21 protein-coding genes are annotated in these 26511 nt (G+C 65.5%); 11 read left to right on the top strand and 10 right to left on the bottom strand.

The window, feature by feature from the left end; translation table 11 throughout:
* Positions 1 to 54: 54 nt before the first annotated feature.
* Genes JOF47_RS05700 through JOF47_RS05690 form a run of 3 tightly spaced genes read right to left on the bottom strand, consistent with a single transcriptional unit; the run spans position 55 to position 2392 of the window.
* Positions 55 to 1053 carry an ABC transporter permease gene (locus JOF47_RS05700; protein ID WP_209996520.1) on the bottom strand — a complete coding sequence of 333 codons (999 nt, stop codon included), beginning with the start codon at positions 1051 to 1053 and terminating at the stop codon, positions 55 to 57.
* Positions 1050 to 1787 carry an ABC transporter ATP-binding protein gene (locus JOF47_RS05695; protein ID WP_209996518.1) on the bottom strand — a complete coding sequence of 246 codons (738 nt, stop codon included), beginning with the start codon at positions 1785 to 1787 and terminating at the stop codon, positions 1050 to 1052. The genes JOF47_RS05700 and JOF47_RS05695 overlap by 4 nt, the downstream gene beginning before the upstream one ends.
* Positions 1784 to 2392: a TetR/AcrR family transcriptional regulator gene (locus JOF47_RS05690; protein ID WP_245356271.1), complete on the bottom strand. Its 609-nt coding sequence runs from the start codon at positions 2390 to 2392 to the stop codon at positions 1784 to 1786. Before JOF47_RS05690 ends, JOF47_RS05695 begins: the two co-directional genes overlap by 4 nt.
* A 605-nt stretch (positions 2393 to 2997) precedes the next feature.
* Between JOF47_RS05690 and JOF47_RS05685 the strand changes: the two genes are divergently transcribed.
* The 5 genes from JOF47_RS05685 (at position 2998) to JOF47_RS05665 (ending at position 8247) form a co-directional block, all read left to right on the top strand.
* Positions 2998 to 4332: a heparan-alpha-glucosaminide N-acetyltransferase domain-containing protein gene (locus tag JOF47_RS05685; RefSeq protein WP_245356586.1), complete on the top strand. Its 1335-nt coding sequence runs from the start codon at positions 2998 to 3000 to the stop codon at positions 4330 to 4332.
* A gap of 145 nt (positions 4333 to 4477) precedes the next feature.
* Entirely contained in the window at positions 4478 to 5395 is a 918-nt protein-coding gene (locus tag JOF47_RS05680; protein ID WP_209996514.1) for a ketopantoate reductase family protein, read from the top strand.
* 152 nt (positions 5396 to 5547) lie between these two features.
* Entirely contained in the window at positions 5548 to 6798 is a 1251-nt protein-coding gene (locus tag JOF47_RS05675; protein WP_209996512.1) for a CaiB/BaiF CoA transferase family protein, read from the top strand.
* A complete protein-coding gene (locus JOF47_RS05670) occupies positions 6795 to 7760 on the top strand; it encodes a beta/alpha barrel domain-containing protein (protein WP_209996510.1) in 966 nt (321 codons plus the stop codon). The genes JOF47_RS05675 and JOF47_RS05670 overlap by 4 nt, the downstream gene beginning before the upstream one ends.
* 310 nt (positions 7761 to 8070) lie before the next feature.
* Positions 8071 to 8247 (top strand): hypothetical protein, encoded by a 177-nt coding sequence (locus tag JOF47_RS05665; protein WP_209996508.1) that lies wholly within the window; start codon positions 8071 to 8073, stop codon positions 8245 to 8247.
* A 116-nt stretch (positions 8248 to 8363) separates the two neighbouring features.
* Here JOF47_RS05665 and JOF47_RS05660 read toward each other — a convergent pair whose 3' ends face one another.
* Positions 8364 to 9542, bottom strand: coding sequence for a hypothetical protein (locus JOF47_RS05660; RefSeq protein ID WP_209996507.1), 1179 nt, complete (start codon positions 9540 to 9542; stop codon positions 8364 to 8366).
* A 34-nt stretch (positions 9543 to 9576) separates the two neighbouring features.
* Complete coding sequence (gene ffh, locus JOF47_RS05655) at positions 9577 to 11130, bottom strand: signal recognition particle protein (protein WP_209996505.1); 1554 nt, start codon at positions 11128 to 11130, stop codon at positions 9577 to 9579.
* 114 nt (positions 11131 to 11244) lie between these two features.
* Here ffh and JOF47_RS05650 point away from each other — a divergent pair, with 114 nt between their 5' ends.
* The gene (locus JOF47_RS05650; protein ID WP_209996503.1) at positions 11245 to 12684 is read left to right on the top strand and encodes a glucose-6-phosphate dehydrogenase; all 1440 of its coding nucleotides are present in this window, start codon (positions 11245 to 11247) and stop codon (positions 12682 to 12684) included.
* Positions 12685 to 12707: 23 nt separating this feature from the next.
* Here JOF47_RS05650 and JOF47_RS05645 read toward each other — a convergent pair whose 3' ends face one another.
* From JOF47_RS05645 to JOF47_RS05635, 3 genes are all read right to left on the bottom strand, one after another.
* Positions 12708 to 12992 carry a DUF6508 domain-containing protein gene (locus JOF47_RS05645; RefSeq protein ID WP_209996501.1) on the bottom strand — a complete coding sequence of 95 codons (285 nt, stop codon included), beginning with the start codon at positions 12990 to 12992 and terminating at the stop codon, positions 12708 to 12710.
* Positions 12993 to 13047: 55 nt separating this feature from the next.
* Positions 13048 to 14388 (bottom strand): amidohydrolase family protein, encoded by a 1341-nt coding sequence (locus JOF47_RS05640; RefSeq protein WP_209996499.1) that lies wholly within the window; start codon positions 14386 to 14388, stop codon positions 13048 to 13050.
* Between the two features lie 239 nt (positions 14389 to 14627).
* Positions 14628 to 15836, bottom strand: coding sequence for an AI-2E family transporter (locus JOF47_RS05635; protein WP_209996497.1), 1209 nt, complete (start codon positions 15834 to 15836; stop codon positions 14628 to 14630).
* 431 nt (positions 15837 to 16267) lie between these two features.
* Here JOF47_RS05635 and JOF47_RS05630 point away from each other — a divergent pair, with 431 nt between their 5' ends.
* The 5 genes from JOF47_RS05630 to JOF47_RS22290 all read left to right on the top strand — a co-directional run bounded on the left by JOF47_RS05630 (position 16268) and on the right by JOF47_RS22290 (position 24731).
* Entirely contained in the window at positions 16268 to 17293 is a 1026-nt protein-coding gene (locus tag JOF47_RS05630; protein WP_209996495.1) for a 3-oxoacyl-ACP synthase III, read from the top strand.
* On the top strand, positions 17287 to 19929 hold the full coding sequence (locus tag JOF47_RS05625) for an alpha/beta fold hydrolase (protein ID WP_245356582.1): 2643 nt from the start codon (positions 17287 to 17289) through the stop codon (positions 19927 to 19929). The genes JOF47_RS05630 and JOF47_RS05625 overlap by 7 nt, the downstream gene beginning before the upstream one ends.
* On the top strand, positions 19926 to 20963 hold the full coding sequence (locus JOF47_RS05620) for an NAD-dependent epimerase/dehydratase family protein (RefSeq protein ID WP_209996493.1): 1038 nt from the start codon (positions 19926 to 19928) through the stop codon (positions 20961 to 20963). The genes JOF47_RS05625 and JOF47_RS05620 overlap by 4 nt, the downstream gene beginning before the upstream one ends.
* 329 nt (positions 20964 to 21292) lie before the next feature.
* Entirely contained in the window at positions 21293 to 23038 is a 1746-nt protein-coding gene (locus tag JOF47_RS05615) for a glycosyltransferase (protein WP_209996492.1), read from the top strand.
* Positions 23039 to 23471: 433 nt separating this feature from the next.
* Entirely contained in the window at positions 23472 to 24731 is a 1260-nt protein-coding gene (locus JOF47_RS22290) for a CDP-glycerol glycerophosphotransferase family protein (protein ID WP_209996491.1), read from the top strand.
* 99 nt (positions 24732 to 24830) lie between these two features.
* Here the strand turns inward: JOF47_RS22290 and JOF47_RS05605 are convergent, their stop codons facing one another.
* Positions 24831 to 25169 carry a P-II family nitrogen regulator gene (locus JOF47_RS05605; RefSeq protein WP_209996490.1) on the bottom strand — a complete coding sequence of 113 codons (339 nt, stop codon included), beginning with the start codon at positions 25167 to 25169 and terminating at the stop codon, positions 24831 to 24833.
* Positions 25166 to 26497: an ammonium transporter gene (locus JOF47_RS05600; RefSeq protein WP_209996489.1), complete on the bottom strand. Its 1332-nt coding sequence runs from the start codon at positions 26495 to 26497 to the stop codon at positions 25166 to 25168. Before JOF47_RS05600 ends, JOF47_RS05605 begins: the two co-directional genes overlap by 4 nt.
* Positions 26498 to 26511: the final 14 nt, after the last annotated feature.

Below are 26511 nucleotides of genomic sequence, written 5' to 3'. Positions count from 1 at the left end.
AGGCCCACTATTCATCACACCACGGGCCGCTCGGCACGCGAACAAGGTCTTGGATCACGGCTTCCGGCCGGTGTGCCGCCGCGGCTTTCCATGGAAGGCGGCGCGGCTGGAACTGTCCGGAGCTCCGCCGCAGGGCCCAGGATTTTCCGTCCGGATCGCTGAAGCATGCGCATCTGGCTCCGCCGCAAATGTCGTTGGCCTCAGACACAGCAATCCCGTTCCCGACGAGTGTTCGGCGGGCGTCGACGAACAGGGGCTTGAATCCTTCGCATCCAACGTGCAACCTGCACCGTGCCGGGGCATCTCAACCGGCGATGACCTCCATGCCCTTCCACCATTGGCCGGTTGCGACGATGCCGGCCAGGGAGACCGGGACGCAGAGGAAAAGCTGCAGCGGGCCGACGGTGTCGGCGCCGCGTAGGGGAACCACGCCCCGCCGCCGAAGGCCGTCACCACCTGGGTGATGACAATCAGCAACACCAGTCCCCCGACGCCCGGAAGGTATCCGCGCGCCATGCTCGCCATGACGGCGAATGGGCAGGCCAGCAGCGCCGCGAGAACGCCAACGAACCACGCCTTGGCGGCCGCACCCAGGGCCTCCGGGCCGGGTAGGCCCAGGCCGATGACTAGTCCGGCCAGCAAGGAAACCGCCATGCACGCCAGGCAAAGGGCCAGCGACCACAGCAGGATCACCGCGAACTTCGCGTAGGCGATCCGGCGGCGGCCGACGGGCAGGCCGAACAGGCTCGCCTCCCTCTTTTCGGTGAATTCGCGCCCGAAACACCAACACACCACGAATCCAATGCCCAACAGCGCCCCCACGGACAAGATCATGCCCACCATGGCCAAATACCCGCTCCATCCCGCGCCCGTCAGCATGGCAGCCGCCTTGAGTTGGAGCTGGCCGGCGCCGCCGGAGGTGGCGGCGACCATGAATGCCGCAGCAAGCACGGGCAGTCCCGCACCGATCAGGATCGAAACCGTCCGCACCACGGGCGCACGGCGGAACTTCAGCGCCTCGAATGCCAGCACCGGCTCGGAGGCTTCCATCATTGCTCCTGCCCCTGCACGTCGGATTCCAGCACCAGGTCGAAGAAGCGACGCTCGAGGTCCGCCGTCCCGGGCAGCAGCGTTCCGATGATCCTTCCGCGGTGAAGCACGCTGATCCTGTCGGCCATGCGGGCAACCTCGTCCAGGTGGTGGCTGGAGACAAGGACGGCGGCACGGCGATCACGGCAGGCATCCCGGAGCAACCGGCGCAGCACAAGGACGCCCCGGGGATCCAGCGAGTTGGTCGGTTCGTCCAGGACGATCACGTTCGGGGCATGCACCAGGGCCGCGGCCAGGCCCACCCGCTGCCGGTTTCCCAGGGAAAGCGTCCCGGTCCGCTTGGCGGCATATTGGTCCAGACCCAGGGCGGCCAGCGCGTGCCCGGTGGACACGTCGGCGGTTTTCCTGTCCATGCCGTGCAGCCGCGCGGAGGAATAGACGTTTTCCCTGGCGCTGAGCTCCGGGTAGGCGAAGGGCGTTTCCAGCATCTGGCCAACCCGGGACCAGGGAAGCGCACCCGCCCCGGACACCGGGGACCCAGCCAGCATGACCGATCCCCGGTCGGGCTTGAGCATGCCGAGCAGGATCCGCATCAAGGTCGTTTTCCCGGCACCGTTCAGCCCGATCAGCGCATGGACCTGCGAAGGCTCCACGTCCAGGGAAACGTCGTCGAGGACGGGCAGCCCGTCCAGTGCCTTTGAAATCCGTTCGGCCTTGATGCCTGCCCGCGTTGTCATCGGTCGCCTCTCAGGGCCCGGTCCGATGCGCCCATCACGGCCAGGGCCGCACACATGCGCTCTCCCAGTTCCTGCCCGTCCGGTTCCGATGCCCAATCCAGCAGTGCGGCCGTCAAACCGCCCAGGCACGCGCCAGCGGCTACCCGCGCCTCAAACCGGCCCGTCCCGGTTCCAGTGAGGGCCTCGACAATCAGATCCTCGGTCCTGCGGTTGTTCTCCCAGATGCCTGCCGCAAGCCGGGGATGGCCGGCTATCAGCCCGATCTTTTCCTTGGTCGCGTTGTCGCCGGGTTCTGGCACAGCACCCCATGCAGCCAGCAAGCCCAGCCGGACGCGTTCCAGCGCGGGCAGGCCGGGTTCCTGAGCGGCTACGATTTCAGCGATCACTGGATCGTAGGGGTCGTCGAAGACCACCGCATCCTTCGTCGGAAAGTGTCGGTAGAAGGTCATCTGTGAAACCCCGGCAGCCTCGGTGATTTGCGCGACGGTCGTCTCGTCGAAGCCCTGTCGAACGAACAATGCCAAGGCCCGCTCCTGCAGGAGGGCTTTCGTGGCAGCGGCTTTTCCCATGCCACGAATGTTAGTCTCTAACATTTTCTTGGACAAGGGTTGACTCCTGGAATTGCTTGCGATTGCGAGCTTCCCGGCACGGTTCGCACGGTCAGCAAGATCAGCGGGCAGAAGCCGGAAGGCCGCCCGCCCCTCCGAAATCCAACCGTGCAGACCGGAGCCAAGACGCGTCGTTGTGTGCAGGATGGATCTTGCGCCGAACCGCGAACCACCGCCGGACAAAGTGGAGAAAATCATGGCCTCGCGCCAGCTTGGGGTACTCCGCCCCCTAGGTTCCGCCTACCATGTAAGAAGGCTGTGGGGGCACGGCGGAGCGTACCGGGTGAAGAAGCACGGGGCGGCTGGAGCGTCGCTTGGGAAAGTAAGAAGATGGTTCGACGGCGGAAGGGCAGACAGGACACTCAGAGCCAGAGCGTCCGGAATCGGCAAAAACATCCCCCCATTTCCGGACGCAGCGAAATTCCCACAGCATCGTCCCGTCATCCTGGGCACGGATTCGCCCGATCTAACCGGCAACCGCCTGCCACGAGCACGCAGACCCCTCCGTGAGGCGGCGACAACTACTCGGCGACGGATTGATGGCAACGATGCTGCTATCGGGGGTGACCAGATAGCACCTGAGATGAACCATGAGGTCCGTGATGAGCGTTGCAAGGCAGAATCCGGAATCCGCCACTGAAACCACCGCAACCCCCACTGTGGAGACGCCCGTGGCGCCTTCCCCAACACGACGAGCCATGGGAGTGGATGTTGCCCGCGCAGTGGCATTGATTGGCATGGTTGCCGTCCATGTCTTCCCCGAGGAGCATGTAGACGGAGCCATGAGCTGGCCCTTTGCAGTTTTCGCTGGGAGGGCCTCCGCCTTGTTCGCAGTGCTCGCCGGGGTATCCATTGCCTTCGTGGAGAAAAGATCCCGCGGCCAGCTCCACGGCCGCACCCTGGCCGCCGACAGGGCAGCCCTGGTTGTCCGGGGCCTGCTCATCCTGTTGATTGGCCTTCTGCTGGGCCACCTGGAAACGCCGATCGAAACGATCATTCCCTACTTCGGCATCCTGTTCATTCTGGCAGTTCCGTTCTACGGCCATTCCTCACGGTTCCTGCTGATCGCGGCACCGATCTTTGCCATTCTCGGACCCGTCCTCCGCCACCTGCTCAACGGGAACATTCCTGAACAACAGCCCGATCCGGAGGCCGACTACACACTGGTCACCGCGGCGCGGCAACCGGTGCTGTTCATCATCGACATGCTCGTGACCGGTTTCTATCCGGCGATTCTGTGGATGGCCTACCTCTGCGTGGGCATGGTCATCGGGCGCCAGGTGCTGACGTCGAGGAAAGTCGCGCTCAAGTTAGTTGGTTGGGGCGCGGGGCTGGCCATCTCCACTTGGGCGCTGTCGAAGATCCTTCTGGGCCCCGCCGGGGGCATGCAGCGCCTGATCGAGGCGACGCCGTCACTGAGCACGGAAGAAATCGCAGAGCAGCTGGCATACGGCCCGGAATCCATATTCATACCGAATACAACGTGGTGGTGGATGGCGGTCGTTTCGCCCTACTCCGATACGCCGCTGAACATCCTGCACAATCTTGGCGCGGCCGTGGCCGCCATAGGCGTCATCCTGCTCCTGACCCGCTCCGGCAGCAAGGTATTCTCCCCCTTTGCGGCGGTCGGGACGATGACGCTGACACTTTATTCGGCCCACTGCATCGTTATCATGCTCGAAGTACTGGACGAGGAGCGGCCGGTGGTGTCCCTGTGGGTCCAGATCATCTCGTTCATGTTGTTCGCCATGGTGTGGCGCAGCGCCATCGGCAAGGGCCCGCTTGAGGGCATCATCTCCGACGCCAGCGAATGGATCCGCAACCGGGTACGCACGCCGCGAAAAAGGCGGCCGAGGGATTCGTCGGCGACCGAACCGCCGACGCCGGGGACCATCAATTTGAAAGCACCACTCCAACGCCGGGACGGAACGCCATGACGGACGACCGTCCCCCGAATCCAAGGGGCCGTGCCTGCTTCCACGGTGCGGCCCGGCGCTGCAGGAACCCGGTGGGAGCCCGCGGACAGCCGAAGTTGCAGAGACTGCTGGGAAGATCCAGCCGAAATCGTGAGGTGGATGGACGATGAAAACACTGATAGTCGGAGCCGGGGCGACGGGAGGGTACTTCGGGACACGCCTGGCCCAGGCCGGCCGCGACGTAACTTTCCTGGTCCATCAGCAACGGTTCGACCAGCTGCGCCACGGGCTCCGGGTCTATGGGCCCGGATACGACGAGACGGTGCCCGTTCGCACCGTGACCGCCAGGCAACTCGACGGCACGTACGATCTGGTCCTCCTGATGGTCAAGGCATGGTCCCTGGAATCGGCGTTGCGGGACATGGCACCGGCCGTCGGGCCGGGCACAACCATCCTGCCGCTTCTCAACGGCCTGGCCCATCTGGAAACACTCAACGAACGGTACGGCCGGGACGCCGTCCTGGGAGGAATCGTCCGCGTGGTGTGCACGGTGACCCCGGACGGTTCGGTATTCCAGATGAAACCGCACGCATCCATGACGTTCGGCGCGCAGGACGGCAAGCCGACGGAACGACTGGCGCGCATCGGCCTCGAAATGGCGGCGCCGGGCTTCCGCATGTCCATCGCCGAGGACATCCTGGCCTCCATGTGGCACAAGTGGTCGTTCATCGCCGCAGGCGGAATCATCACCTGCCTGATGCGTGGCACGATCGGCGACATCATTGCCGCCCCGGGCGGGACGGAGTTCGTGCTGGACGTCGTCGAGGAAACCGAACGGGTGGCCGAAGCGGCCGGATACGCGGCCACGCCGGCCGCTCACGCCGCGAGCCTGGAAATGTTCACCGAGGAGGGCTCGGTTTTCACCTCTTCGCTCTACCGGGACGTATTGGCAGGCTCCGCCCATGAAGGGGAACACCTGCTCGGCCAGTATGCAGCCGTCGCTGAGAGGTTCGGCGTGGACGTCCCCCTGACGCGGCTGGCATTGACCCAACTTCGTGTCCACGACCAGGCCAGGCGCCGGTAGCCTTATCCTGATCGGGACAAAGAACCGAAGAATCAGCCAGTTCTCTTGTCCCCGATGGTTTCCGTTTCCCTTGCCATGCGCACTGATTACGTCGCTGAGTCCGCCACGCCAACCGCCCGCCCGAGACCTACCGAAATCTTGAGGAAAGAGACATGACACAGACACCCATCGCCCCGCTGGAAGGCGTGCGCGTCCTTGAACTGGGCAACTACATTGCCGCACCCACGGCCGGGCGGCTGCTGGCGGACTTCGGGGCCGAGGTGATCAAGGTGGAGCGGCCGGGCACGGGCGACGAGCTGCGGAATTGGCGCCTGCACAAGGGCAATACCTCCATGCTGTACCGGACCATCAACCGCAACAAGAAGTCGGTGGTGCTGGACCTGCGCGCTGAGGCGGGCCGGCAGGCGGTGCTGGAGCTGGCGGCGAAGTCGGACATCCTCCTGGAGAACTTCCGTCCCGGCACGCTGGAGAAATGGGGCCTGGGTCCGGAGGTGCTCAACGCGGTGAACCCGGAGCTGGTCATCACCAGGATCTCCGGTTTCGGGCAGACCGGACCGATGTCCGGGCGACCCGGGTTCGCCGCGGTGGCGGAGGCCTACGGCGGCCTGCGCAACCTGGTCGGGGACCCGGACCGTGCCCCGGTGCGGGTGGGCGTCTCGATCGGCGATTCGATTGCGGGCCTGTACGCGGCCTTCGGTTCGATGATGGGACTTTTCCAGCGCGAAGCCCGGCGGCGGACGGCGGATTCGACGATTGGGCTGCAGGAGCGGATCATCGATGTGGCGTTGAACGAGGCGGTGTTTTCGATGATGGAATCACTGGTTCCGGACTACGAGGCCTACGGCGTGCACCGCGAACGCACCGGCGGGCGGATGGAGGGCATCGCACCTTCGAATGCCTACGTGTGCGGCGACGGAGCCAGCATCGTGGTGGCCGGCAACGGGGACTCCATCTACCAGCGCTACATGGAGACCATCGGCCGGCCGGAGCTGGGCGCCGACCCGGGGCTGCAGACCAACGCCGGCCGCTGGGACCGGCGCGAGGAACTGGACGCGGCAATCGGCCAATGGGCCGGGCAGCGCAGCGCGGCCGGGGCGCTTGAGGCGTTGGCCGCCGCCGGGGTTCCGGCCGGGCCGATCTACACGGCGGCGGACATCGTCGCCGACGACCAGTACGCGGCACGGAACATGATCCAGAAATTCGATGTCTCCACCGGCGAGGAGATGCTCACCGGCATCGGCTTCCCTGGCATCGTCCCGGTGATCGGCGGGCAGTCGCTGCCCGTTCGCAACCTCGGCCCGGATCTGGGCGAGAACACGGAGGAAGTCCTGGGCGGGCTGTTGGGCATGGATGCGGACCGGATCAATGCCGCCACCGGCCGGGGGGAAGGACCGCAGGCATGAGCTACACCCTTGAACCCCTCGCGGAACTGCGCGACGTGACCCTGCGGGACGGGCTGCAGCTGACCGGCAAGGTGCTCTCCACCGAGCGGAAGGTGGAGACGGTCAGGGAGCTGCTGCGCCTGGGCGTGCCGTCCATCGAGCTCGGCTCGATGGCCCGCGCCGACCTTGTGCCGACCATGGCCAACACCCTTGAGGTTGTCCGGGCCCTGACGGCGGAAGAACTGGAAAGGTGCTGGATCTGGGTGGCGACTCCCGGCCACGTGGCCAAGGCCGCGGCGGCGGGTGCGCGGAATTTCCAGTACTGCCTGTCGGCGTCCGACTCGCACAACCAGGCGAACATCGGCCGCAGCACGGATGCCAGCCTCGAGGCGCTGCCCCAAGCGGTGGAGGAGGCCCGGAAGGTCGACGGACGGATCCAGCTGTGCATTGCCACCTCCTTCACCTGCCCCTTCGAAGGGCAGGTGCCCGAGCAGCGTGTGCTGTCCATCGCGAATGATCCGCGGGCCGAGGGCACGTGCGACATCGTCATCTGCGACACCCTCGGCCAGGCTGTTCCGGCGCAGGTGGCCAGCCTGGTCGGCAGGGTCCGCGCCGAGTCCCCTGCGCGGCGGATCGTCTACCACGGACATGACACCTGGGGCCTCGGGGTGGCAAACACGCTTGCCGCCATTGGCGCCGGAGCCACCTTGGTGGACGGTGCACTGGGTGGACTAGGCGGCTGCCCGTTTGCACCGGGAGCCAGCGGAAACACCTCCTCCGAGGACATCCTCTTTGCCACCCGGCCCGGGTGGCTCACCCCGGACACCTTTGCCAGCCTGGTGCACCTGTCCGAAGCGCTGCTGGCGGAACTCGGTGAACCCAACCGTTCCAAGGCAGCCCAGGGAGCCCGGTCCAGGGCCGCGGCCTTCGAATGGGTCATCGGATCCGGCCATGCGCCCGAGGGAACGGGGCAACTTGCGTAGGGGAAACGGCAGCCTGCCACAAGGGCGTTTGCGCCCCCGGTTTCCACAGGGCAGGGCACCGGGTCGGCGACTTCCTTCGTCGCAGTTTTCCTGCGTGCCGGCATTGCAGGACCCCGGCCAGTCGGGGCCCGTACCCGTGAACCTCGGTCCAGGCACGCTCGGGGAGAAACCACGGGAAACCCGCCGAAAATCTGGTCCTTTAGCCTCTATCCAAGGAACCGCATACATGTTTAGCCTGTAAAGGAATCTTGCGAGTAGGCCTAGAAACCCTAGGGGTCGATCATCGGTCGTTGGCATTCACATTGACGCCGTGAATGCCCGATTCAACCCAGGGACTGTTTTACCGGTCCCGAACGCACCAGAGACGGTGCAAGCCGTGCGCGTGATGAAGCGCTCTGAAAGGTCGTGGATTATTGTCGATCCGGTTACCAATGTGACGGCAACACCAAATGCCCGCAATATGGTTTCGATCGATGACTGGGCCTAGTTGCAGGATTCCAGGAGAGTTGGAGCCCGGTTCTCTGAGAGGCGACCGAAACAAGGCACCCATGGTTGTGGCCCGGATACACAGGTATCCGGGCCACAGCTTTGTCCAGCGGGGCGCTACTCGGGGCGCTGCGCACGCCGTTCGCGAAGCAGGCGCCTCAGGCCCAGTCCCAGGTTCGCCAGAGCATCGGCACTCCAGGCGACGACGATGAGAATGATGATCCACCGGTTCATCCAGGGATCGCTCCAGTTCGTGAGGGTGATTATCAGGGCAGCGACGATGCCCTCGAACACGCCCCACAGCATTTGCAGGCGGGGACGCCAGGCAAAGGGATTGAGGAACTTTCGGATTCCCGTGGCCTCGCGTGACTCGGCGGACATGCTGGCGGAAATTGAACCGGTGAAACCGCGCGGTTCGACATCCACGGCCGAGGCCGGAATGGGGGCCTGCTCCAGGTAGTCGGCCAGCTCCGGCGACTTGCCGAAGATGCCCAGCACGCGCTTGACGGCGTCCAGGCTTCCGCTTCCACTGAGCACCTGGTTCAGCTGCGCGAGCTGTTCCTCGTCGACGCCGAATTCGCGCAACTCCGCGATCGCTTCCAGGTCGGGTTCGGCCCATTCCCGTTGCAGGAACTCCACGGCCTTCGCCGCGGGCGTGCCCGGCACGACATCGAGCACCGGTTCCGCGGCAACCGACCATCCGTGGCCGAAGCCCGGGTAGCCGTGTAGTTTGCGGCTTTGCCCCTGGAACCAAAACACCATGGAAAACCGCGGGCCGGTGCGGCTGAGCATGATCGCGGGCACAGCGGATTTGGAGAGCATGATTTCGGGCATGTAGCCCTCGTGGATGGCAACATCCCCGTGTTCGGTGGAGAAGTACTTCCACGCCGTCTTGGTGACCCCGGCAAACATGGCAACCTCGGATTCCTTGAAGGAACCAAGGAGCACCGACCGACCGCCGCCAGGGTGGTCCAGACGGGGGTCTTCAATGGGCTCCCCGCCCTCGGCATCCACACCGTCGAAGTCGGCAAAGAGGGCGCCGGTGCCGCGTTTGAGGGCTATGGCAAAGCCCTCGATTTGCTGGCCGTAGCTCGTGTTTCCGTCGTCATCGGCCATGACAATGAAACCCTCGGGGTTCACGGCGATGACCATTTCGGCCACGCTGAGTTCGCCCCAGGCCACCGGCCGGGCCAACAACGAAATGCTGCGCCGGGCGGACAGCAGGTCCTGGACGCGGCGGTGGGCGTTCAGCCCCTCCGGCTCGTCAAAGATGAGCGCCAGGGAGGCGATCAGCATTTCGGGCCGCTCGCCCCCCTGGCTCCCTTCGGGGCTACTTGCCAAGGAACTTCTCAAACCCCTTGGGCAGGTTCATGTCGGCCGGGTTGAATTCCTTGTTGCCCGCGCCGAATGCGGCGCCGCTCGGTGCCTTCTTGGCGGCGGCCGCCGCGGCCTCCAACTGGGCCGCCTTGGCGGGGTTGCCGAACTTCTGCTTCTTCTTGTTGGCGCCCTTGGCCGCAGCCTTGCGGGCACCGCCCTTGCCGCCGGGCATGCCCGGGATGGCGCCGCCGGAGGCCAGCTTCTTCATCATCTTCTGGGCCTCGCCGAAACGCTCGAGCATCGAGTTGACCTCGGAAACGTGCACGCCCGAACCCTTGGCGATGCGGGCGCGGCGCGAGCCGTTGATGATCTTCGGTGCCACGCGCTCGTGCGGGGTCATCGAGCGGACGATGGCCTCGATGCGGTCCATCTGGGACTCGTCGAACTGCTCAAGCTGCTGGCGGGAGATCTGCGCACCGGGCATCATGCCCAGGATCTTCTTCATCGACCCCATCTTGCGGATCTGCGCCATCTGCGCCAGGAAGTCGTCGAGGGTGAAGTCCTCGCGGTCGGCGAACTTCTTCGCCATCCGCTCGGCTTCGCCCTTGTCCCAGTTGGCCTCGGCCTGCTCGATCAGGGTGAGGATGTCGCCCATGTCCAGGATTCGGCTGGCCATGCGGTCCGGGTGGAAGACCTCGAAGTCGTCGAGGTTCTCGCCGGTGGAGGCGAACATGACCGGTTTGCCGGTCACCGAGGCGACGGACAGCGCGGCACCGCCGCGGGCGTCGCCGTCGAGCTTGGTCAGCACCACGCCGGTGAGGTCCACGGCGTCGTTGAAGGCCTGGGCCGTGTTGACGGCGTCCTGGCCGATCATGGCGTCGATGACAAAGAGCACTTCGTCCGGGTTGATGGCGGCGCGGATGTTCGCTGCCTGCTCCATCATTTCGGCGTCGATGCCCAGGCGGCCGGCGGTGTCGACGATGACCACGTCGTGCAGCTTGGTGCGGGCCTCGGCCACGCCGTCGCGGGCCACCGCCACCGGATCACCGGTTGCGGCCTCGAACTCGGAGGAAACGCCCGGGTGCGGTGCGTACACCGGCACGCCGGCGCGTTCGCCGTTGACCTGCAGCTGCTTGACGGCGTTGGGGCGTTGGAGGTCGCACGCGACCAACAACGGGGTGTGGCCCTGTGACTTCAGGTGCTTGGCCAGCTTGCCGGCCAGGGTGGTCTTGCCGGCGCCCTGCAGGCCCGCGAGCATGATGACCGTCGGCGGGACCTTGGCCAGGTTCAGGCGGCGGGTCTCCCCGCCCAGGATGCCGACGAGTTCCTCGTTGACGATCTTGACGATCTGCTGGCCCGGGTTCAGCGAGGCGGAGACCTCTTCGCCCAGGGCGCGTTCCTTGACCTGCGCCACGAAGGCGCGCACCACGGGAACGGCCACGTCGGCGTCGAGCAGGGCACGGCGGATCTCGCGAACTGTGCCGTCGATGTCGGCCTCGGTCAACCTGCCCTTGCCGCGAAGGTTCTTGAAGGTGGATGTCAGGCGATCGGAGAGTGAATTGAACACGTGCCGTGCACTTCTTTCGTTGTGGGATTCAGGCGCGGTCTAACCCGCTGGTCTCAACATCCAAGATTACCAAGTTCGTGGGCCACATTGTGCCGGACATGGCAGTCTTGTGGTGTGAAACTTGATTCCGGCACCGCAAACGCGGTCCATGTACGCACGTTGTTGATCCTCGGAGCCTCCGGCGACCTGACCGGAAGGCTGCTGTTGCCGGGCCTTGCACGGCTCATCGCCTCCGGCCGTGCGCCCGGAATCACGCTGGCCGGCGCCGGCGCCCCGGGCTACTCCCCCGAGCTGTGGGGCGAACGGGTGAAAACCGTATGTGACGCCGCGATGACGGGAGCCACGGATGCCGGCAAGGCGGCGCTGGGGCAGATCACGGCGAACACTTCCTACACCGAACTGGACGTGACGGCCCCGGGAGAGCTGGCCCGGCTGGTCGGCAGCCTCGAGGGGCCAGTGGCCCTGTATTTCGCCCTGCCGCCAGCCGTCAGCCAAAGGGCATGCGAGGTGCTGGAGCCCGGCGAGCTGCCCGAATCCACGCTGCTGGTCATGGAAAAGCCGTTCGGATCCAACGAGGAATCGGCCCGCGAACTGAACCGCACGCTGATCCGCCTGGTGCCCGAACAAAACATCCACCGCGTCGACCACTTCCTGGGCAAGGGCACGGTGTTCAACATCCTGGGCCTGCGCTTTGCCAACCGCCTGCTGGAGCCGCTGTTCACCGCCGAGCACGTGGCCAAGATCGAGATCTTCTACGACGAGGAACTCGCCCTGGAGGGACGCGCCGGGTACTACGACCGCGCCGGCGCGCTGCGCGACATGATCCAGTCCCACCTGCTGCAGGTGCTGGGGCTGCTGACCATGAACGCCCCGGCAACCCTGTACGAACGCGACGTCCGCGACCACCTGGGATCGGTGCTGCGCGCCACCGCCCTGGCCGGAACCCCGCAGGATTCGACGCGCCGGGCCCGCTACACCGCCGGAACTTCCAAGGGCCGGGCGGTTCCCGACTACGCCAGCGAGTCCGGGGTCGATGCCCATGCCAGGACCGAGACCCTGGCCGAAGTCACCCTGAACATCAAAAACTCCCGCTGGGCGGGGGTCCCCTTCATCCTGCGGGCGGGCAAGGCGCTGGGACGGATGCGCAAGGAGGCAATCGTGACGTTCCGGCCGGTGTCCCACCTGCCCACCGGGTTCAAGGGCACCGACGAACCGACCAAGCTGCGCATCGGATTCGGGCCCGACACCCTGGAACTGGACCTTGACGTGAACGGCCCGGGCGACCTGTACACGCTGGACCGGGTGACCCTCGGCGCGGAGCTGAACTCCCCGGACCTGCTCCCCTACGGCGAAGTGCTGCTCGGGGTGCTCTCCGGCGACCCGACGCTTTCGGTGCGCGGTGACACGGCCGAGGAATGCTGGCGCATCGTGGACCCGATCCTTGCCGCGTGGGCCGCGAACGAGGTCCCGATCGAGGAGTACGCCGCCGGCGGAAACGGTCCGACCGGCTGGGAAACCAACTGCACCCTGCCCCCGGCGCAAGCACGGGCATAGCCGGCCGGGCGTGGCGTGGTGGTTCAGTGCGCGGGGGAAAGCTCAAGCAGCCGGGTGATCAGCTCCCGCACCCGGCCGCTTTCCAGGCTCTCTGCGATGCGTCCGTCGCAGAAGCGCTCACCGCGCCGCAGCCAGGTGAACCAAGCCGAGAGCTCCTCCAGCGCGGCCCGGGCAATGGGCCGCCGCTCGATCCGCTCGATGTGCGCCAGGTAATCGTAGTCGGGGCAGCCCAGCGTGAGGAGGCCGTCCTCGCGCGCTGAGCCACCGCGAATCGGCGTTTCGTAGCCGGCATCGAGCAACGCCGGCACGGATTTCAGCGTGAAATCAGGGTGAAACCCGTGCCGGCGTGCGCCATCTGGTTGCTTAGCGCAGGTCGTTGCGCACGATCGCGCCCTGGGCGATCACCACGCGCACCTCACTCAGCGCCTTGGAGGTTTCCAGCGGGTTGCGGTCCAGCACCACCACGTCGGCCACGCCGTGGCGGACAAGGCGCCCCACGCCGTCGCGCTCCACGCCCAGCAGCTTGGCCGGGGCGGTCGTGATCGACTGAAGTGCCTTCAGCTTGCCCAGCCCGGCCTCGGCCAGGGCGTTGGCCTCGTCGCCGATCGGGATGACATCGGTGCCGAAGGAGTCGGTGCCGCCGATGACGGCCACGCCCAGTTCATTGGCGGCGCGGGCGGCCGCGGCGAGGATCGGCCCGTAGGTGCGGCCGCGCTCGGCCAGCACCGAGTTGCCGGAGTCAGCCATGCCGGCAATCCCGAAGAGCGTCGGGGTGAAGTACGTGCCCCGCTTGGCCATGCGCGCCAGGGTTTCCTCGTCCACGAACACGCCGTGCTCGATGCTCTTCACTCCTGCGGCCACGGCACCGGCGATTCCCTTGGCGCTGTAGGCGTGGCACAGCACCCCGGCGCCCTTGGCTGCATGCACGATCGCGGAGAGCTGTTCCTTGCCGTAGACCAGCTCGAGCGGATCCTGCTCGGGGATGCCGGCGCGCGGATTGGCGCGGGTCTTGATCACGGTGGCGCCGCGGGAGCGGTTCACCCGGGTCAGGTGCGCCAGGTCTTTCGGGTCCGTGAGCTGCTTGCGCCTGGCGGCCAGCGGCGCGAGGTCGGGGTCGGCCAGGATGGAGTCGCCCTGGTCGGGGGAAACGAACAGGCCTGCCGCGTGCATGCGCGGTGCCAGGCCTGGGGCGTGGTGCGGCACCCGCGCCAGGGCGATGTCCTGGTAGAAGCTTGAGGAGCCGCTGCGGACCGTGGTGGCGCCGTGGCTGAGGATCAGGGCCGCGTCTTCGAAGGCCTGGGCGTGCACGTGGGCATCGACGAAGCCCGGCAGGACGAACTTGCCGTGCGCGTTGATTCGGGTCGCCTTGGCGCCGGCCTCGCGAACGGCCTTGCGGGTCTCGTCCCGCGTGCCTGCGGCCTGGACCACGCCATCGGCCAAAACCACGACGGCGTCTTCGGTGGCGTGCCCGGTGCCAGGGTCGATGAGCGTGCCGCCCTCGATGATAACCGCGCCCGGGTGCTTTCCCTTGCCGCGCTGCAGCGGCAGGGATGCCGGCGAGGCGGCCGGTTCGGCGGCGAGGGCTCCTGCCGGAAGCACGCCGGTCAGGCCCAGCCCGGCAAGCGCCGCGGCCCCAGCCAGCACATGACGGCGTTCAAGCGGCTTGGAAGGAACGGGGCCGGTGCTGTGATCGTGCTCGCACATGGGTATCTCTGCCTTTCGTTGGGAATGTCTTTGGCCCAGACTAGCGGGAATCCGAACAGATTTCCATGGATGGGATACCAAACTACTAGGCGTTTTCTCGGGACACACTCAGGCTGACGCCGCCATAAACACCTGTTGCTATCCGAAATGGGACCCGGAGCAGAGCTGCACACGGTCTGGAAATGATTCACCAACGGGCTTTCGGGAGCGAGATTGAATCCCGAATGCGGCCCGGACCGCTACATCGCCGGACCGTCAGTGCCCGCGTCCATTTCGGGGCTTTCCGCCGACCCAGGAACCGGGCCCGGTCCCTGGGCGTACTCGGGCGCCGGTGCGGCGCGCCACGTCCCGCGCACCGCATAGGAAACCATTGCGTTGACCACCGCGACGGTCGGGACGGCGAACAGCGCGCCGGGGATGCCCGCGAGGTAGGAACCCGCCGCCACGGCAAAGACGACGGCCAGCGGGTGGACCTTCACCGCGGCACCCATGGCCAGCGGCTGCATCACGTGGGCCTCGAGCAGGTGGACCAGCAGCACCCCGCCAAGCATGACCAGCGCCTGGATCGGACCCACGAACACCAGCGCCACCAGCACCGCCAGGGCTCCGGTGACGATGGCGCCGATGACGGGAATGAAGGAGGCCAGGAACACCAGGATCGCGATGGGCACCACCATGGGCAGGCCCAGGAAGAAGGCGAACAGGCCGATTCCGATGCCGTTCCCGGCGGCGACCAGGATCTGCACGCGCACGAAGCTGGTCAGCGTGTTCCAGCCCGCCTGCCCGGCCCCGTCCACCGCGGGACGCGCGCCACGGGGAAAGAGCCGCACCGTCCAGCGCCACACGTTGGCCCCGTCGATCAACATGAAGATCGTGGCAAAGACCGTCAGCAGGGTTCCGGCCAGCAGACGGCCGGCCGTCTTTCCCACCACCAGGGCGCCGCTGAGGATCTCGTTCGCGTGTTGCTGGACCTCCTGGCCCAATTGCACCAGGAACGCGTCGAACTGGGCGCTGGTGAGTTGCAGCGGCGATGAGTCAAGGTAGTCGCGGAACTGCTTGTAGGCCGCCAGCGAGCGCTTCTGGACCTCCGGCAGGCCCGCGCCGATCTGGGTTTCCACCAGCACCACCAGGCCCACGATGACACCGGCCGCAAAGACCAGCGCCACGATGATCGCCAGCCACTTGCGCCATCCGTGCGCCACCAGCCAGTTGACCAAGGGCTTGAGGAACGCGGTGAGCAACAGCGCGACCAGGAACGGGACGACGATTTCCTCAAGCCGGGAAACGAGAAACACGAACACCGCCAGCACCCCGATGATGCCAAGCACGCGCCAGGCGCCCTTGCCCACCAGGTCGATCCCGGGTGGAAGCATCCTAAGGGCGCTTGCGCCGCGCGGCCGCAATCCGCCGCCCCCGTCCCGCTGCTTGCCCTGGCCTGTCGGCTGCATCCGTTTCCCTTTCCCGGATCGTGTTCCGGGGCCCGAATCCGCGGTGCCGGAACACACCCACGTGGGACGAATCTACCCCCGGCTTCTGCACAAGTACCAGTGGGAACGGAGCCGGGTTTCGGTGCCGGACGGGGACGTCCCGCAGCGCCAGCCCCCAGCCGACGATCGGGACGACGCGCAGGCCCGGACCCCGCTCCGACCTGAACCGGGACACCGCCGGAGGCCGCGATCGAGGGCTTCCGGAGTGCGGCCGGGCCGGGCCGCACCCCAAAATTTTGCGCCACGGGTCGCCAAGTTTCCGTTCAATGCCAAGGTACCGGCCGAAAGGGAATAACGTATGACGTGGATTACAAGCTCCATTGGGCTTAGTCTTGGCCCAATATCCGGAAGCTCCGGCGAGCTCGCCACGCACCCTGAACGAAGGCTCGGTCTTGAACGGAAACGCAACATTTCGGCACAGCAATTCGGCTCTCCTGTCGATCACCAGTGTTCAGGCACCGGTGGTCCTCAGCTCCGCCGAGTTTGACGAACGGCTGGCCCCCAGCCTCAAGCGCCTGCGGCTGTCGCGCAAGCTCCTGGAACGCGTTGCGGGGGTCGTAGAACGCCGCTGGTGGGATGCCGGCACAAGCTTCGACGACGCCGCCGGGGTGGCCGGGGGCAAGGCCCTGGCCGAGGCAGGCATCGAACCGGGACAGGTGGGCCTGCTCATCAACACCTCGGTGACCCGGCGCAACCTCGAGCCCTCGGTGGCGGCCAAGGTCCACCACGGACTCGGCCTTCCCTCCTCCGCCATGAACTTCGACGTGGCGAACGCGTGCCTGGGCTTCGTCAACGGCATGACCCTTGCCGCCAACATGATCGATGCCGGCCAGATCAAGTACGCGTTGATCGTCGCCGGGGAAGACTCGCAACCCACGCAGGAAACCACGATCCGGCGGCTCAACGACTTAGCCTCCACGCGCGAGGACTACCTGCGCGAGTTCGCGACGCTGACCCTGGGTTCCGGGGCGGCGGCCGCCGTCATCGGACCGGCCGACGAGCATCCCGGCGCCCACCGCATCCTGGGCGGGGTCAGCCGCGCCGGCACCGAACACCACGGGCTGTGCGTCGGGGGCCCGGCCGGCATGTTCACCGACACCAAGGGCCTGTTGGACAACGGCCTGAAGCTGGTGGTCAACGCGTGGGACGAGGCACACGCGGCGGGCTGGAATTGGAGGTCGATGGACCGCTACGTCACCCACCAGGTCTCCAACTCCTACACCAACGCCATCATCAAGGCCGTGGGCCTGGTCCGCGAGCGCGTCCCGATCACGTTCCCCAAGTGGGGCAACGTGGGGCCGGCCTCGCTGCCGATGACCCTCTCCCAGGAGGCCGCCACGCTGCGCCCAGGGGACCGGGTGCTGTGCATGGGGGTCGGTTCCGGGCTGAACACCGCGATGATGGAGATTACCTGGTGAACGGGACCTTCCCCGGGGTGAACCCTGAGTGGTCCCGCCGCGTCCGGGTCCCCTCGACCTCCGCGGCGGACGCCCCCGGCACCGAACACGACTGGCACCTGCTGGACAACGGCCCCGGGCTGGAGGCCCGCGGCATCGAACCGCGCGGCACGCTGTTGTGCGTGCACGGGAACCCGACCTGGTCCTTCCTGTGGCGCAGCCTGCTTCAGCATGTGGAAGCCAACGACCTGCCCTGGCGCGTCGTCGCAGTCGACCAGCTGGACATGGGCTTCTCCGCGCGCACCGGGGTCTTCCGCCGGCTCGCCGACCGGGTCAACGACCTGGGGGACCTCACCAAGGCCCTGAGCCTGCACGGCCCGGTCACCACCGTGGGCCACGACTGGGGAGGCATCATCTCGCTGGGCTGGGCACTGGAACACCGCGACCTACTCAGCTCCGTGGTGCTGGCCAACACCGCGGTGCACCCCGCGGGCCACGGCCTACCGGCGGCCCTGCGCCTTGCCACCCACCCCGCGGTGCACGGCTGGGGCACCACCACCAGCAGCGCCTTCCTGCGCACCACGCTCGCCCTGGCGCAGCCCGCCCTGTCCCCCGAAGTCCACGACGCCTTCATGGCCCCCTACCGCGGCCCGCGGCGTCGTGCCGGGGTCGGCAATTTCGTCGCGGACATCCCCTTCGGCCCGACGCACCCCAGCAGGCCGGCGCTGGATTCGATCTCCGAGGGCATCAAGTCGCTCGACGTCCCGGCCCTGCTGCTCTGGGGTCCCAAGGACCCCGTGTTTTCCGACAGGTACCTGCGCGATCTCCTGGACCGGCTGCCGCAGGCCTCGGTGCACCGCTTCGAGGGTGCCAGCCACCTGCTGCCCGAGGACCGCGATGTGGCCGCCCCCGTGTTCGACTGGCTCACGACGCCCCCCGCCCAGGCGCCGGAAACGGCCGAATCGACTGAAACGGTCAACGATCCCGCGGCCGCGGGCTACCGGCCCATGCTCGCCGAGGTGGACGCCCGGCGTAACGACCACTCGGCCGCCGTGGTGGACATCAATCCGCCCAGCACCTTGTCATGGTCCCAATTGGGCAACCGTGTGGATGCGCTGGCGCGCGGACTGGCCGGCATCGGGGTGCGCCCCGGCGACAGGGTGAGCCTGCTGGTGCCCCCGGGGATCGAGCTGACCACACTGATCTATGCCTGCCTGCGCCTGGGTGCGGTGATCGTGGTTGCCGACGCCGGCCTGGGCACGGCGGGGCTGGGACGCGCCATCCGCGGTGCCGGCCCCGGCTACCTGGTCGGCATCGACCGGGCCCTCGCGGGGGCCCGGATCTTCGGCTGGCCCGGTGTCCGGATTGCCGCGGGTCCGCTGCCCGCCGCCAAGCGGAAGCTGCTCGGCGTGGCACACACCATTCCCGAACTGCTGGAGGCGGGGACCCTGTTGCCGGACGGCCGGTTGGGGGGCGGCGCGGCCGCGGACACCCCGCCGGTCTTCGCGCCGGCCGACCCGGACGCCGATGCCGCGGTGCTCTTCACGTCCGGCTCCACAGGCCCGGCAAAGGGCGTCGTCTACACGCATCGCAGGCTTGCCGCCATGCGCGACACCCTCAGGGACACCTACGGGCTGAAGGCCGGCTCCGGACTGGTGGCAGGGTTCGCCCCCTTCGCGCTGCTCGGCCCGGCGCTGGGCGCCACCTCCGTGACCCCGGACATGGATGTCACCTCCCCGCGGACGCTGGGCGCCGCCGCGCTGGCGGATGCGGCGGCGGCGATCGACGCCGACACCGTCTTTGCCTCCCCCGCCGCGCTGGCCAACGTGCTGGAAACGGCAGGCTCCCTGGACGCGGCACAACGGCGCTCGCTGGGGAAGATCAAGCTGCTGCTCTCGGCCGGGGCACCCATCCCCGAACCCCTGCTGGCCCGGGTCCAGGGGATCGTCCCCGCGGCCCGCATCCACACGCCCTACGGGATGACCGAGGCGCTGCCGGTCACCGACATCGACCTGGACGGCATCCGTGCCGCGGGCGCGGGAAACGGGGTCTGCGTGGGCACCCCCGTGGCGGGGGCCCACGTGGCGATCGCCGCACTCGCGCCCGATGGCAGCGTGTCGGACCGGCCGGAAACCCGTCCGGGAATCACCGGAGAGATCCTGGTGCGCGCACCCCACGTCAAGGAGCGCTACGACAGGCTGTGGATCACCCAGCGCGCCAGTTCCTCGATCCCCGGCTGGCACCGCACCGGTGATGTGGGACACCTCGACGATTCGGGGCGCCTCTGGGTGGAGGGCCGGCTGGGGCACATCCTGCGCACACCCTCAGGCATCGCCACCCCGGTATCGGCCGAACACGCGGCCGAATCGGTGGCCGGCACCGGGCGGGCAGCGATCGTCGGCGTGGGACCCGCCGGGACCCAGGTTGGCGTCGCCGTGCTTGAAACCGTGCCGCCGGTCCGCCGCGCGGCTCCGGCCGGGCCGGAACTGGCCACTGCGGTGCGTTCCGCGGTCGCCGGGGCCGGGTTGGACCTGGCCGCGGTGCTGGTGGTCCCGGCCCTGCCCACGGACATACGCCACAACTCCAAGATCGACAGGACCGCGCTCGCGGCCTGGGCTGCTCAAACGCTGGCCGGCGGAAGGACCAGGACCCCGTGAGCGAGGCACAATTCGCATCCCGGCCCCGCCGCGTGCTTGTCACGGGCGCCAGCGGGTTGCTGGGCGGCAAGGTCGCGGCATTGCTGCGCGCCAGGGGGCACGCGGTGCGCACCTTCCAGCGCCGGCCCTCCGCCGGTTCCACCGCGGAGGTGCTCGGATCGCTGGGCGATGCGGCGGCCGTGCACCGCGCCGTGGCGGACATGGACGCGGTCATCCACCTGGCGGCCAAGGTGTCCTTCACCGGCCCCTGGGACGAGTTCGTTGCCACCAACATCACCGGCACCACCACGCTCCTGGAGGAGGCCCGGGACGCAGGGGTCCGCGACCTTGTGTTTGTCTCGTCGCCCTCGGTCGCCCACGTCGGTGCGGCGCTGGCGGGCGCAGGCGCCGGGGTCGCGGATCCGGAGCGCGCCCGCGGACACTACGCACGCTCAAAGGCGGCGGCCGAGCTGGCCGCCCTGGCCGCCGACTCTCCGGGCTTCCGGGTTGCTGCCATCAGGCCGCACGTGGTGTGGGGCCCCGGCGACACCCAGCTGGTCGGGCGCGTGGTCGCCCGGGCACGGGCGGGGCGCCTGCCGTTGCTCGATGCCGGCGCCGCACTGATCGACACCACCTACATCGACAATGCCGCGGAGGCAATCGTGCGCGGGCTCGAACGCATGGACCACGCCCGCGGCCAGGCTTTGGTGGTCACCAACGGCGAGCCGCGGCCGGTCGGAGAACTGATTGGCGGGATCTGCCGTGCGGCCGGGGCTCCCGCCCCCGCGTGGAGCGTCCCGGGCTGGCTGGCCCGCGGTGCCGGATCGGCGATTGAACGGATTTGGACGGCGGCAGGGACCCGGAACCTGGTTCACGACGAGCCGCCCATGACCAGGTTCCTCGCCGAGCAGCTTTCCACGGCTCACTGGTTCGACCAGCGCCATACACGTGCGGTGCTGGATTGGAAACCGGCAGTAAGCATCGACGAAGGCCTGGCCCGGCTCGCCATGCACTATGGAGAGGCCGACACCGGGGCGAATCGCCGGGAACTTTGATCGGCTTGTGGCGCCCGGACCATGAGGTTTCCGCCGCGGATGTGCGCCACCGTGCATGCCCCGTCCTGGGCAACGGCAAACGCTTCCGCGCGCTTTCGGGCGAGCGTCGGAAGGCAGCCCCACGGACAGCAAAACCGCCTCGGGTCTGTTGTTTTGCGCCCATCGATGCTTACTCTTGGGAACATCGGCATTCGTTCCTCAAGTAGACTCCCTTCCCGGAGAGGCTAGGCATGGCACAAGAGATTGACCCCGGAGCCCCCGCAACCGGTCCAAGTCGGCCGGACCCCGTGCGAGCGGGTGCACGTCCCACCCTGATGGTCACATGGTCGGTGGGTGAGACCTTTGGCGGGATGACTGCCATGTGTTTGAAGCGCGCGAGTCTCTTTCATGAACGAGGCGTGCCCAGTGCCGTCGTTTCCTTTAATCCCGCGCCGGCGTTCGCCTCCATTCGCTCCGCGCTCGTGGCCGCCAAGAAACTCCATCCGGATGTGCCCATCATCAATCTTCACGAGTACTACGCATCTTTGCTGCATGAGCCCGCGACGGCGCAACAGGATCCCAGGGAGCACAGGAACTTTGATTGGAATCATCACTCAATCACGAAACGTGAATCGGACGGTTCCGTATTCTTTACGGATCATTCGTCTCGGTTATACGGGGGGCTGTCGCATCGGGAGTATTTTCGTCCCGACGGAACCATCTATTTAACCGACTCGGTGCTCCCGCTGGCACATAATTCCCAGAAAACACGCCGGGTCCTGCTACTTCTTGATTCCCATGGAGGGGTTCGAGGTGAATTCGCCGGCGCAAGCGACCTTTACAAACATTGGCTGGCGGAGTTGGTGGGCGAGAGCGCAACCGATGTCATCGTCGACAGCAAGTTCTCAGCGGGATTCCTCGGGTCTTTTGAACACCCGCTCGCCATGAAATTCGTCAATTTCCATAGCACCCATGTTTCCGCGGGTGCGGACACACTCACCGGCAAGCTCTCCGATGCCCACCAAGGCATCATCAGCAACCGGGACAATTGGGATGGCATCACGTTTCTCACTGAGTCCCAACGCCAGGCGTTCGTGGAACGTTTTGGCGGCCAGGGCAATACCGTGGTCATCAGCAACCCCGTGGATGGGCCAGCCGTGATTCCGGAATTCGCGAAACGGGACCGGTCCAAGGTCCTGCACGTAGGGCGATTCACCAAGGGAAAGAATGTTTCCGAGGTAATTGAAATCGTTCGTGGCGTGGCTTCTGGCGGCACAGCCGTCCGCTTGGACCTGATCGGCGAAGGCGAACAGCATAAGGATCTCGAGGATTTGGTTCGCGATTTGGGGATGAGTGACCTTGTCCGGTTCCGTGGTCACATCGATACCGTGGAAGAGGAATTGGCCACGGCAAGGGCGCTCATCCTATGCAGCAAATTCGAGGGTCAGTCCTTGGCACTGCTCGAGGCCCAGGCTTGGGGGTGCGTTCCTGTTTCGTACGACGTGAATTTCGGGCCACGTGATGTGATCAAAAACGAAAGCACGGGATTCTTGGTGCCGTTCCATGACCGCGAAGCTGCGGTCCGCGCCGTGACACGACTGCTGACCGACGATGCGCTGTGCCAAGAGATGTCGCTGAATGCGTTCAATCTGGCCAAGAACTACACCAGCGATGCAATCTTCGACCAATGGATTCAAGCCCTGGATTCAGCCAGGGCCAAGCAATCAGCACGAAAGGCCATCGCAGGAATGAAAGCAAAGTTATCCGCAATTCGTTTCCGTCCCGACGGAACGTTGGAGATTGAAATCAGCACCGAACCGTCGGTACTCGAGCCGGACGGCTTGGAGCTCGTGCTCACCGAACGCGGGAATCCCGACGCCCAACCCGTAAAATGCCTTCCATACAGGGAAACGGACGGTAATTTCAAATTCCTCATCCCGATAGATCTACGAACGAAAATCCCCGGGGACGGGCCTATCGACCTGCACGTACGTTTTGAAACGGGAGGCATAGGCCGCACCGTGCGTTTAGGGGCCGACAAGAAGCCAGCTGCTTACCCGTTCATGACGGCCTATGGGAACCTCAGCTTTAAGTAGTCGGCAGAATAAGCAAGAACCGAACAGAAGGACACAAATGGATTTCTTCCCTTGGGCTTGGTCTGAGCATGCAAAGCCGAGCGCGGGTCCGCGGGTTCGGAACGATCGTCGCCTCGCCGTGTCATCCGGCGGCAACTTCGCCCGGGCCATCAGTCCGCGCCATGTCCAAGCTGGTATAGTAATAGCGCTAAGCGGCCGTGACGGTGATCGTTGTCATGTTCAACCCCTTGAAGGTGGAACCAAAGACGAATGTGTAGTCGCTACTCAATTCACCGCCGCAGCACTTGGTTCTTGTCAATACCAACCAGCACCAACGAGCATCCCACGGCAAATTTCGGGACGGATTCAGCCAACATAGTTTGCTGAATCAATATCCCGTTGGAGCCTTATAGGCTTCAACGGTGACAGCAACCAACACAGACAGGTGTCGCGCGTGAAAGACTGGCTAGGCCAACGATTGTCGGCATTGATTTCGTCGCCATCCGGAGTAAAAATACGTAGATCGTTGGGCGTCGGTCCCGCGCCGGTGGCGAATCACGAGTTGGATCAAGTTCATGTCGCGGGGGAAGTCGTCGTCTACTTCAGCGACGTACCCAACCGTGCCTACCAACTGGAACAGTGGCTGCCGGCACTCGAAAATCTCAACAAGGTCCACCCTGTCGTTCTGGTCTTCCGAAAAGTTCCAACGATGCGTCACTTCCGAGGCCTGACCACCTTGCCGAAGATATTCTTGCGGAGGTACGACGATCTCGTTAACTTCTACAAGTTCAACGACTTCAAACTCTGCCTCTACGTGAACAACGGCGTGGCTAATTTCCAATCCCTGAGCATCCCCGATCTGGTGCATGTGCATGTCAACCACGGAGAGAGCGACAAGCTTTCCATGGTGTCCAATCAAGCCAAGGCTTATGACAAGACTTTCGTCGCAGGGCCGGCCGCCATGGAGCGGCATAAGGCGGTTCTAATTGATTTCAATTTGGCTAGCCTGGTGCAGGTAGGCAGGCCGCAGTTGGACAGCATCTTTATGTCGCCCATCCCCGCTTTCTCGGGAAGAACCGTGATGTATGCCCCCACGTGGGAGGGTGAGAACGATGCCAATAACTACACCTCGCTCGAAATCTTCGGCGAGAGAATCATCACTTCTCTCGTTTCCCTGCCGAACACCCGGGTCATCTACAAACCGCACCCCCGTATTTCCACTACGACCAACAAGAACATGGTCGCCGCGAATGAACGGGTGGTCGAAATCCTGCGTGAAACCCATGTGACTGGCGGAAAGCACATCGTCGATAGTTCAAGCAACATCCTTGACCTGTTCGAGGGCATTGACGTGTTGATCAGCGACGTATCGAGCGTTGGACTTGATTTCCTCTATCTGCATCCCGACAGGCCGCTGCTGTTGACCGACCGCAGGGACAACATGGAAATGCTGCACCGGGAAGTTCCGGTTAGCCGCTCCTGCCCTGTTATTGCCAAATCCACCGTTGATCAGCTTCTGTCAACCCTTGCCAGCCACTTCGATGGTTCGGAAAACCTTGAACGGCGTCAAGAAATGCGCTCCTTCTATTTTGACGAATTTGAGAAAGGCCAGTCGACGGTCGCTTTTATTTCTGCGATCACAAATCTCATCGACGATCGTCGACAGAAGCTCGATTCCAACGCAGCGGGATCGGTCGTCTCTAGCCCCGAGTAGCCGATAGCAGGCATTCGCCGCAGTTTCACGAACCAAAGCGAGATGCCGCGTTGCTTCAGCCTTGAAGGCTGATGCAACGCGGCATCTCCTGCTATTTGTTCAGACGGCTGCCAGTCCACGTTCCCCTGTGCGCACTCGTATGACTTCCTCAACGTGGCTCACCCAGATCTTGCCATCCCCCGCGTTTCCGGTGTTCGCCGTGGAAACCAAGACATCCAGTATGTCGTCACACAAGGCATCCTCGACGAGGACTTCCAAACGAACCTTCGGCAATAGGTCCACGGTATAGTCGGCACCTCGATAGACCTGTGTGTGGCCCCGCTGTCGTCCATAGCCGCTGGCTTGGCTGATGGTCATGCCCTGCACCCCGTAGGTTTCAAGTGCGGCGCGAATCTGATCCGTTTTTTCCGGGCGAATAATCGCCGTCACAAGTTTCATGCGTTGATCTTCTCCTTGACTGTTTCCGTTGGTTTCCCCGCACCGTGGTGCTTCAGGTGGGACGACGTGGCCGGGTGCGGAACAAAGGTTCCACCCGTGCCTAGCCCGCCAAATTCGTACCCCGTTTCCGCATGCTGCATGAGGTCGATGCCGGCGACTTCTTGTTCCTCGGTAACCCTGAATCCCATGGTCTTGTGAATGGCCAAGCCGATGACGGTGGTCATGGTTGCCGTGAATGCCATGACGACCGCGCAGGCGACCAATTGGGCCCATAGTTGGCCGAATCCCCCGCCGTAGAAGAGTCCACCGCCGATGCCGTCCACAGGAAGTGCGATGAACCCTAGCGCCACGGTTCCGATCACCCCCGAAACCAGGTGGACACCCACAACGTCAAGCGAATCGTCGTAGCCCCAGCGGTATTTCAGCCCCACTGCCAGGGCGGATACCAACCCGGCGACGAGACCAAGGCCAATGGCCGCCACAGGCGAGATGTTTGCGCATGCGGGCGTGATGGCCACCAGACCCGCAACGATTCCCGATGCCGCGCCCAAGGACGTGCTGTGGCCGTCACGGATGCGTTCAACCAGTAGCCAGCCCAACAACGCCGCGGCCGGAGCTGCCAAGGTGTTGATCCAGATGAGCCCAGCTTCCTCGGCGGTGCTTGCGGCCCCACCGTTGAAGCCGAACCAACCGAACCAAAGCAATGCGGCACCGAGCATCACCAGGGGGATGTTGTGGGGGCGTTGGCTCGGATCCTTCCCGAACCCGCGGCGCTTGCCCAGGATCAGGGCAAGTATCAGGCCCGCCATGCCTGCGTTGATGTGGACGACCGTGCCGCCGGCGAAGTCGATGGCTTCTCCGACAACCGACCCGATGGCGCCGTCGGCGCCAAGGATGCCCCCGCCCCAAACCCAAAACGCGATGGGTGCGTACACAAGCGTCACCCAGACCGGAACGAAGACAAGCCACGCACTGAATTTGGCCCGGTCTGCGATGGCCCCCGAGATCAGTGCCACCGTAATGATCGCAAAGGTGGCGCCGTACCCGGCTGCTATCAAACCATCGGTTCCAATCAGGGACTGCATGCCGAATCCGTCAGCCGGGTTCCCCAACAGCCCAGCGATGCTTGCGCCCCCGCCGGCCATCGAATTTCCCCAAAGAACCCAGACCACGGCGACCAACGACACGGCAGAGAAACTCATCATCATCATGTTCAGGACGCTTTTGGCGCGGGTCATCCCGCCATAAAAGAATGCCAGTGCAGGTGTCATCAGCAGCACAAATGCCGCACAAACCATCATCCACACCTGAGTGGTTGTTAGCTCCATGTCCAACGCCTCCC

The sequence above is a fragment of the Paeniglutamicibacter kerguelensis genome (genome assembly GCF_017876535.1).
Lineage (GTDB): Bacteria > Actinomycetota > Actinomycetes > Actinomycetales > Micrococcaceae > Paeniglutamicibacter > Paeniglutamicibacter kerguelensis.
The sequence above is the reverse complement of the archived record's forward strand: the minus strand, read 5'-3'. Positions and strand labels throughout refer to the sequence as shown.

Excerpts from the sequence above, each read along its gene's own strand:
- JOF47_RS05700 (WP_209996520.1), bottom strand. The coding sequence starts at position 1,053 with ATGATGGAAGCCTCCGAGCCGGTGCTGGCATTCGAGGCGCTGAAGTTC.
- JOF47_RS05695 (WP_209996518.1), bottom strand. The coding sequence starts at position 1,787 with ATGACAACGCGGGCAGGCATCAAGGCCGAACGGATTTCAAAGGCACTG.
- JOF47_RS05685 (WP_245356586.1), top strand. The coding sequence starts at position 2,998 with ATGAGCGTTGCAAGGCAGAATCCGGAATCCGCCACTGAAACCACCGCA.
- JOF47_RS05680 (WP_209996514.1), top strand. The coding sequence starts at position 4,478 with ATGAAAACACTGATAGTCGGAGCCGGGGCGACGGGAGGGTACTTCGGG.
- JOF47_RS05675 (WP_209996512.1), top strand. The coding sequence starts at position 5,548 with ATGACACAGACACCCATCGCCCCGCTGGAAGGCGTGCGCGTCCTTGAA.
- JOF47_RS05670 (WP_209996510.1), top strand. The coding sequence starts at position 6,795 with ATGAGCTACACCCTTGAACCCCTCGCGGAACTGCGCGACGTGACCCTG.
- JOF47_RS05660 (WP_209996507.1), bottom strand. The coding sequence starts at position 9,542 with ATGCTGATCGCCTCCCTGGCGCTCATCTTTGACGAGCCGGAGGGGCTG.
- JOF47_RS05640 (WP_209996499.1), bottom strand. The coding sequence starts at position 14,388 with ATGTGCGAGCACGATCACAGCACCGGCCCCGTTCCTTCCAAGCCGCTT.
- JOF47_RS05635 (WP_209996497.1), bottom strand. The coding sequence starts at position 15,836 with ATGCAGCCGACAGGCCAGGGCAAGCAGCGGGACGGGGGCGGCGGATTG.
- JOF47_RS05605 (WP_209996490.1), bottom strand. The coding sequence starts at position 25,169 with ATGAAACTTGTGACGGCGATTATTCGCCCGGAAAAAACGGATCAGATT.
- JOF47_RS05600 (WP_209996489.1), bottom strand. The coding sequence starts at position 26,497 with ATGGAGCTAACAACCACTCAGGTGTGGATGATGGTTTGTGCGGCATTT.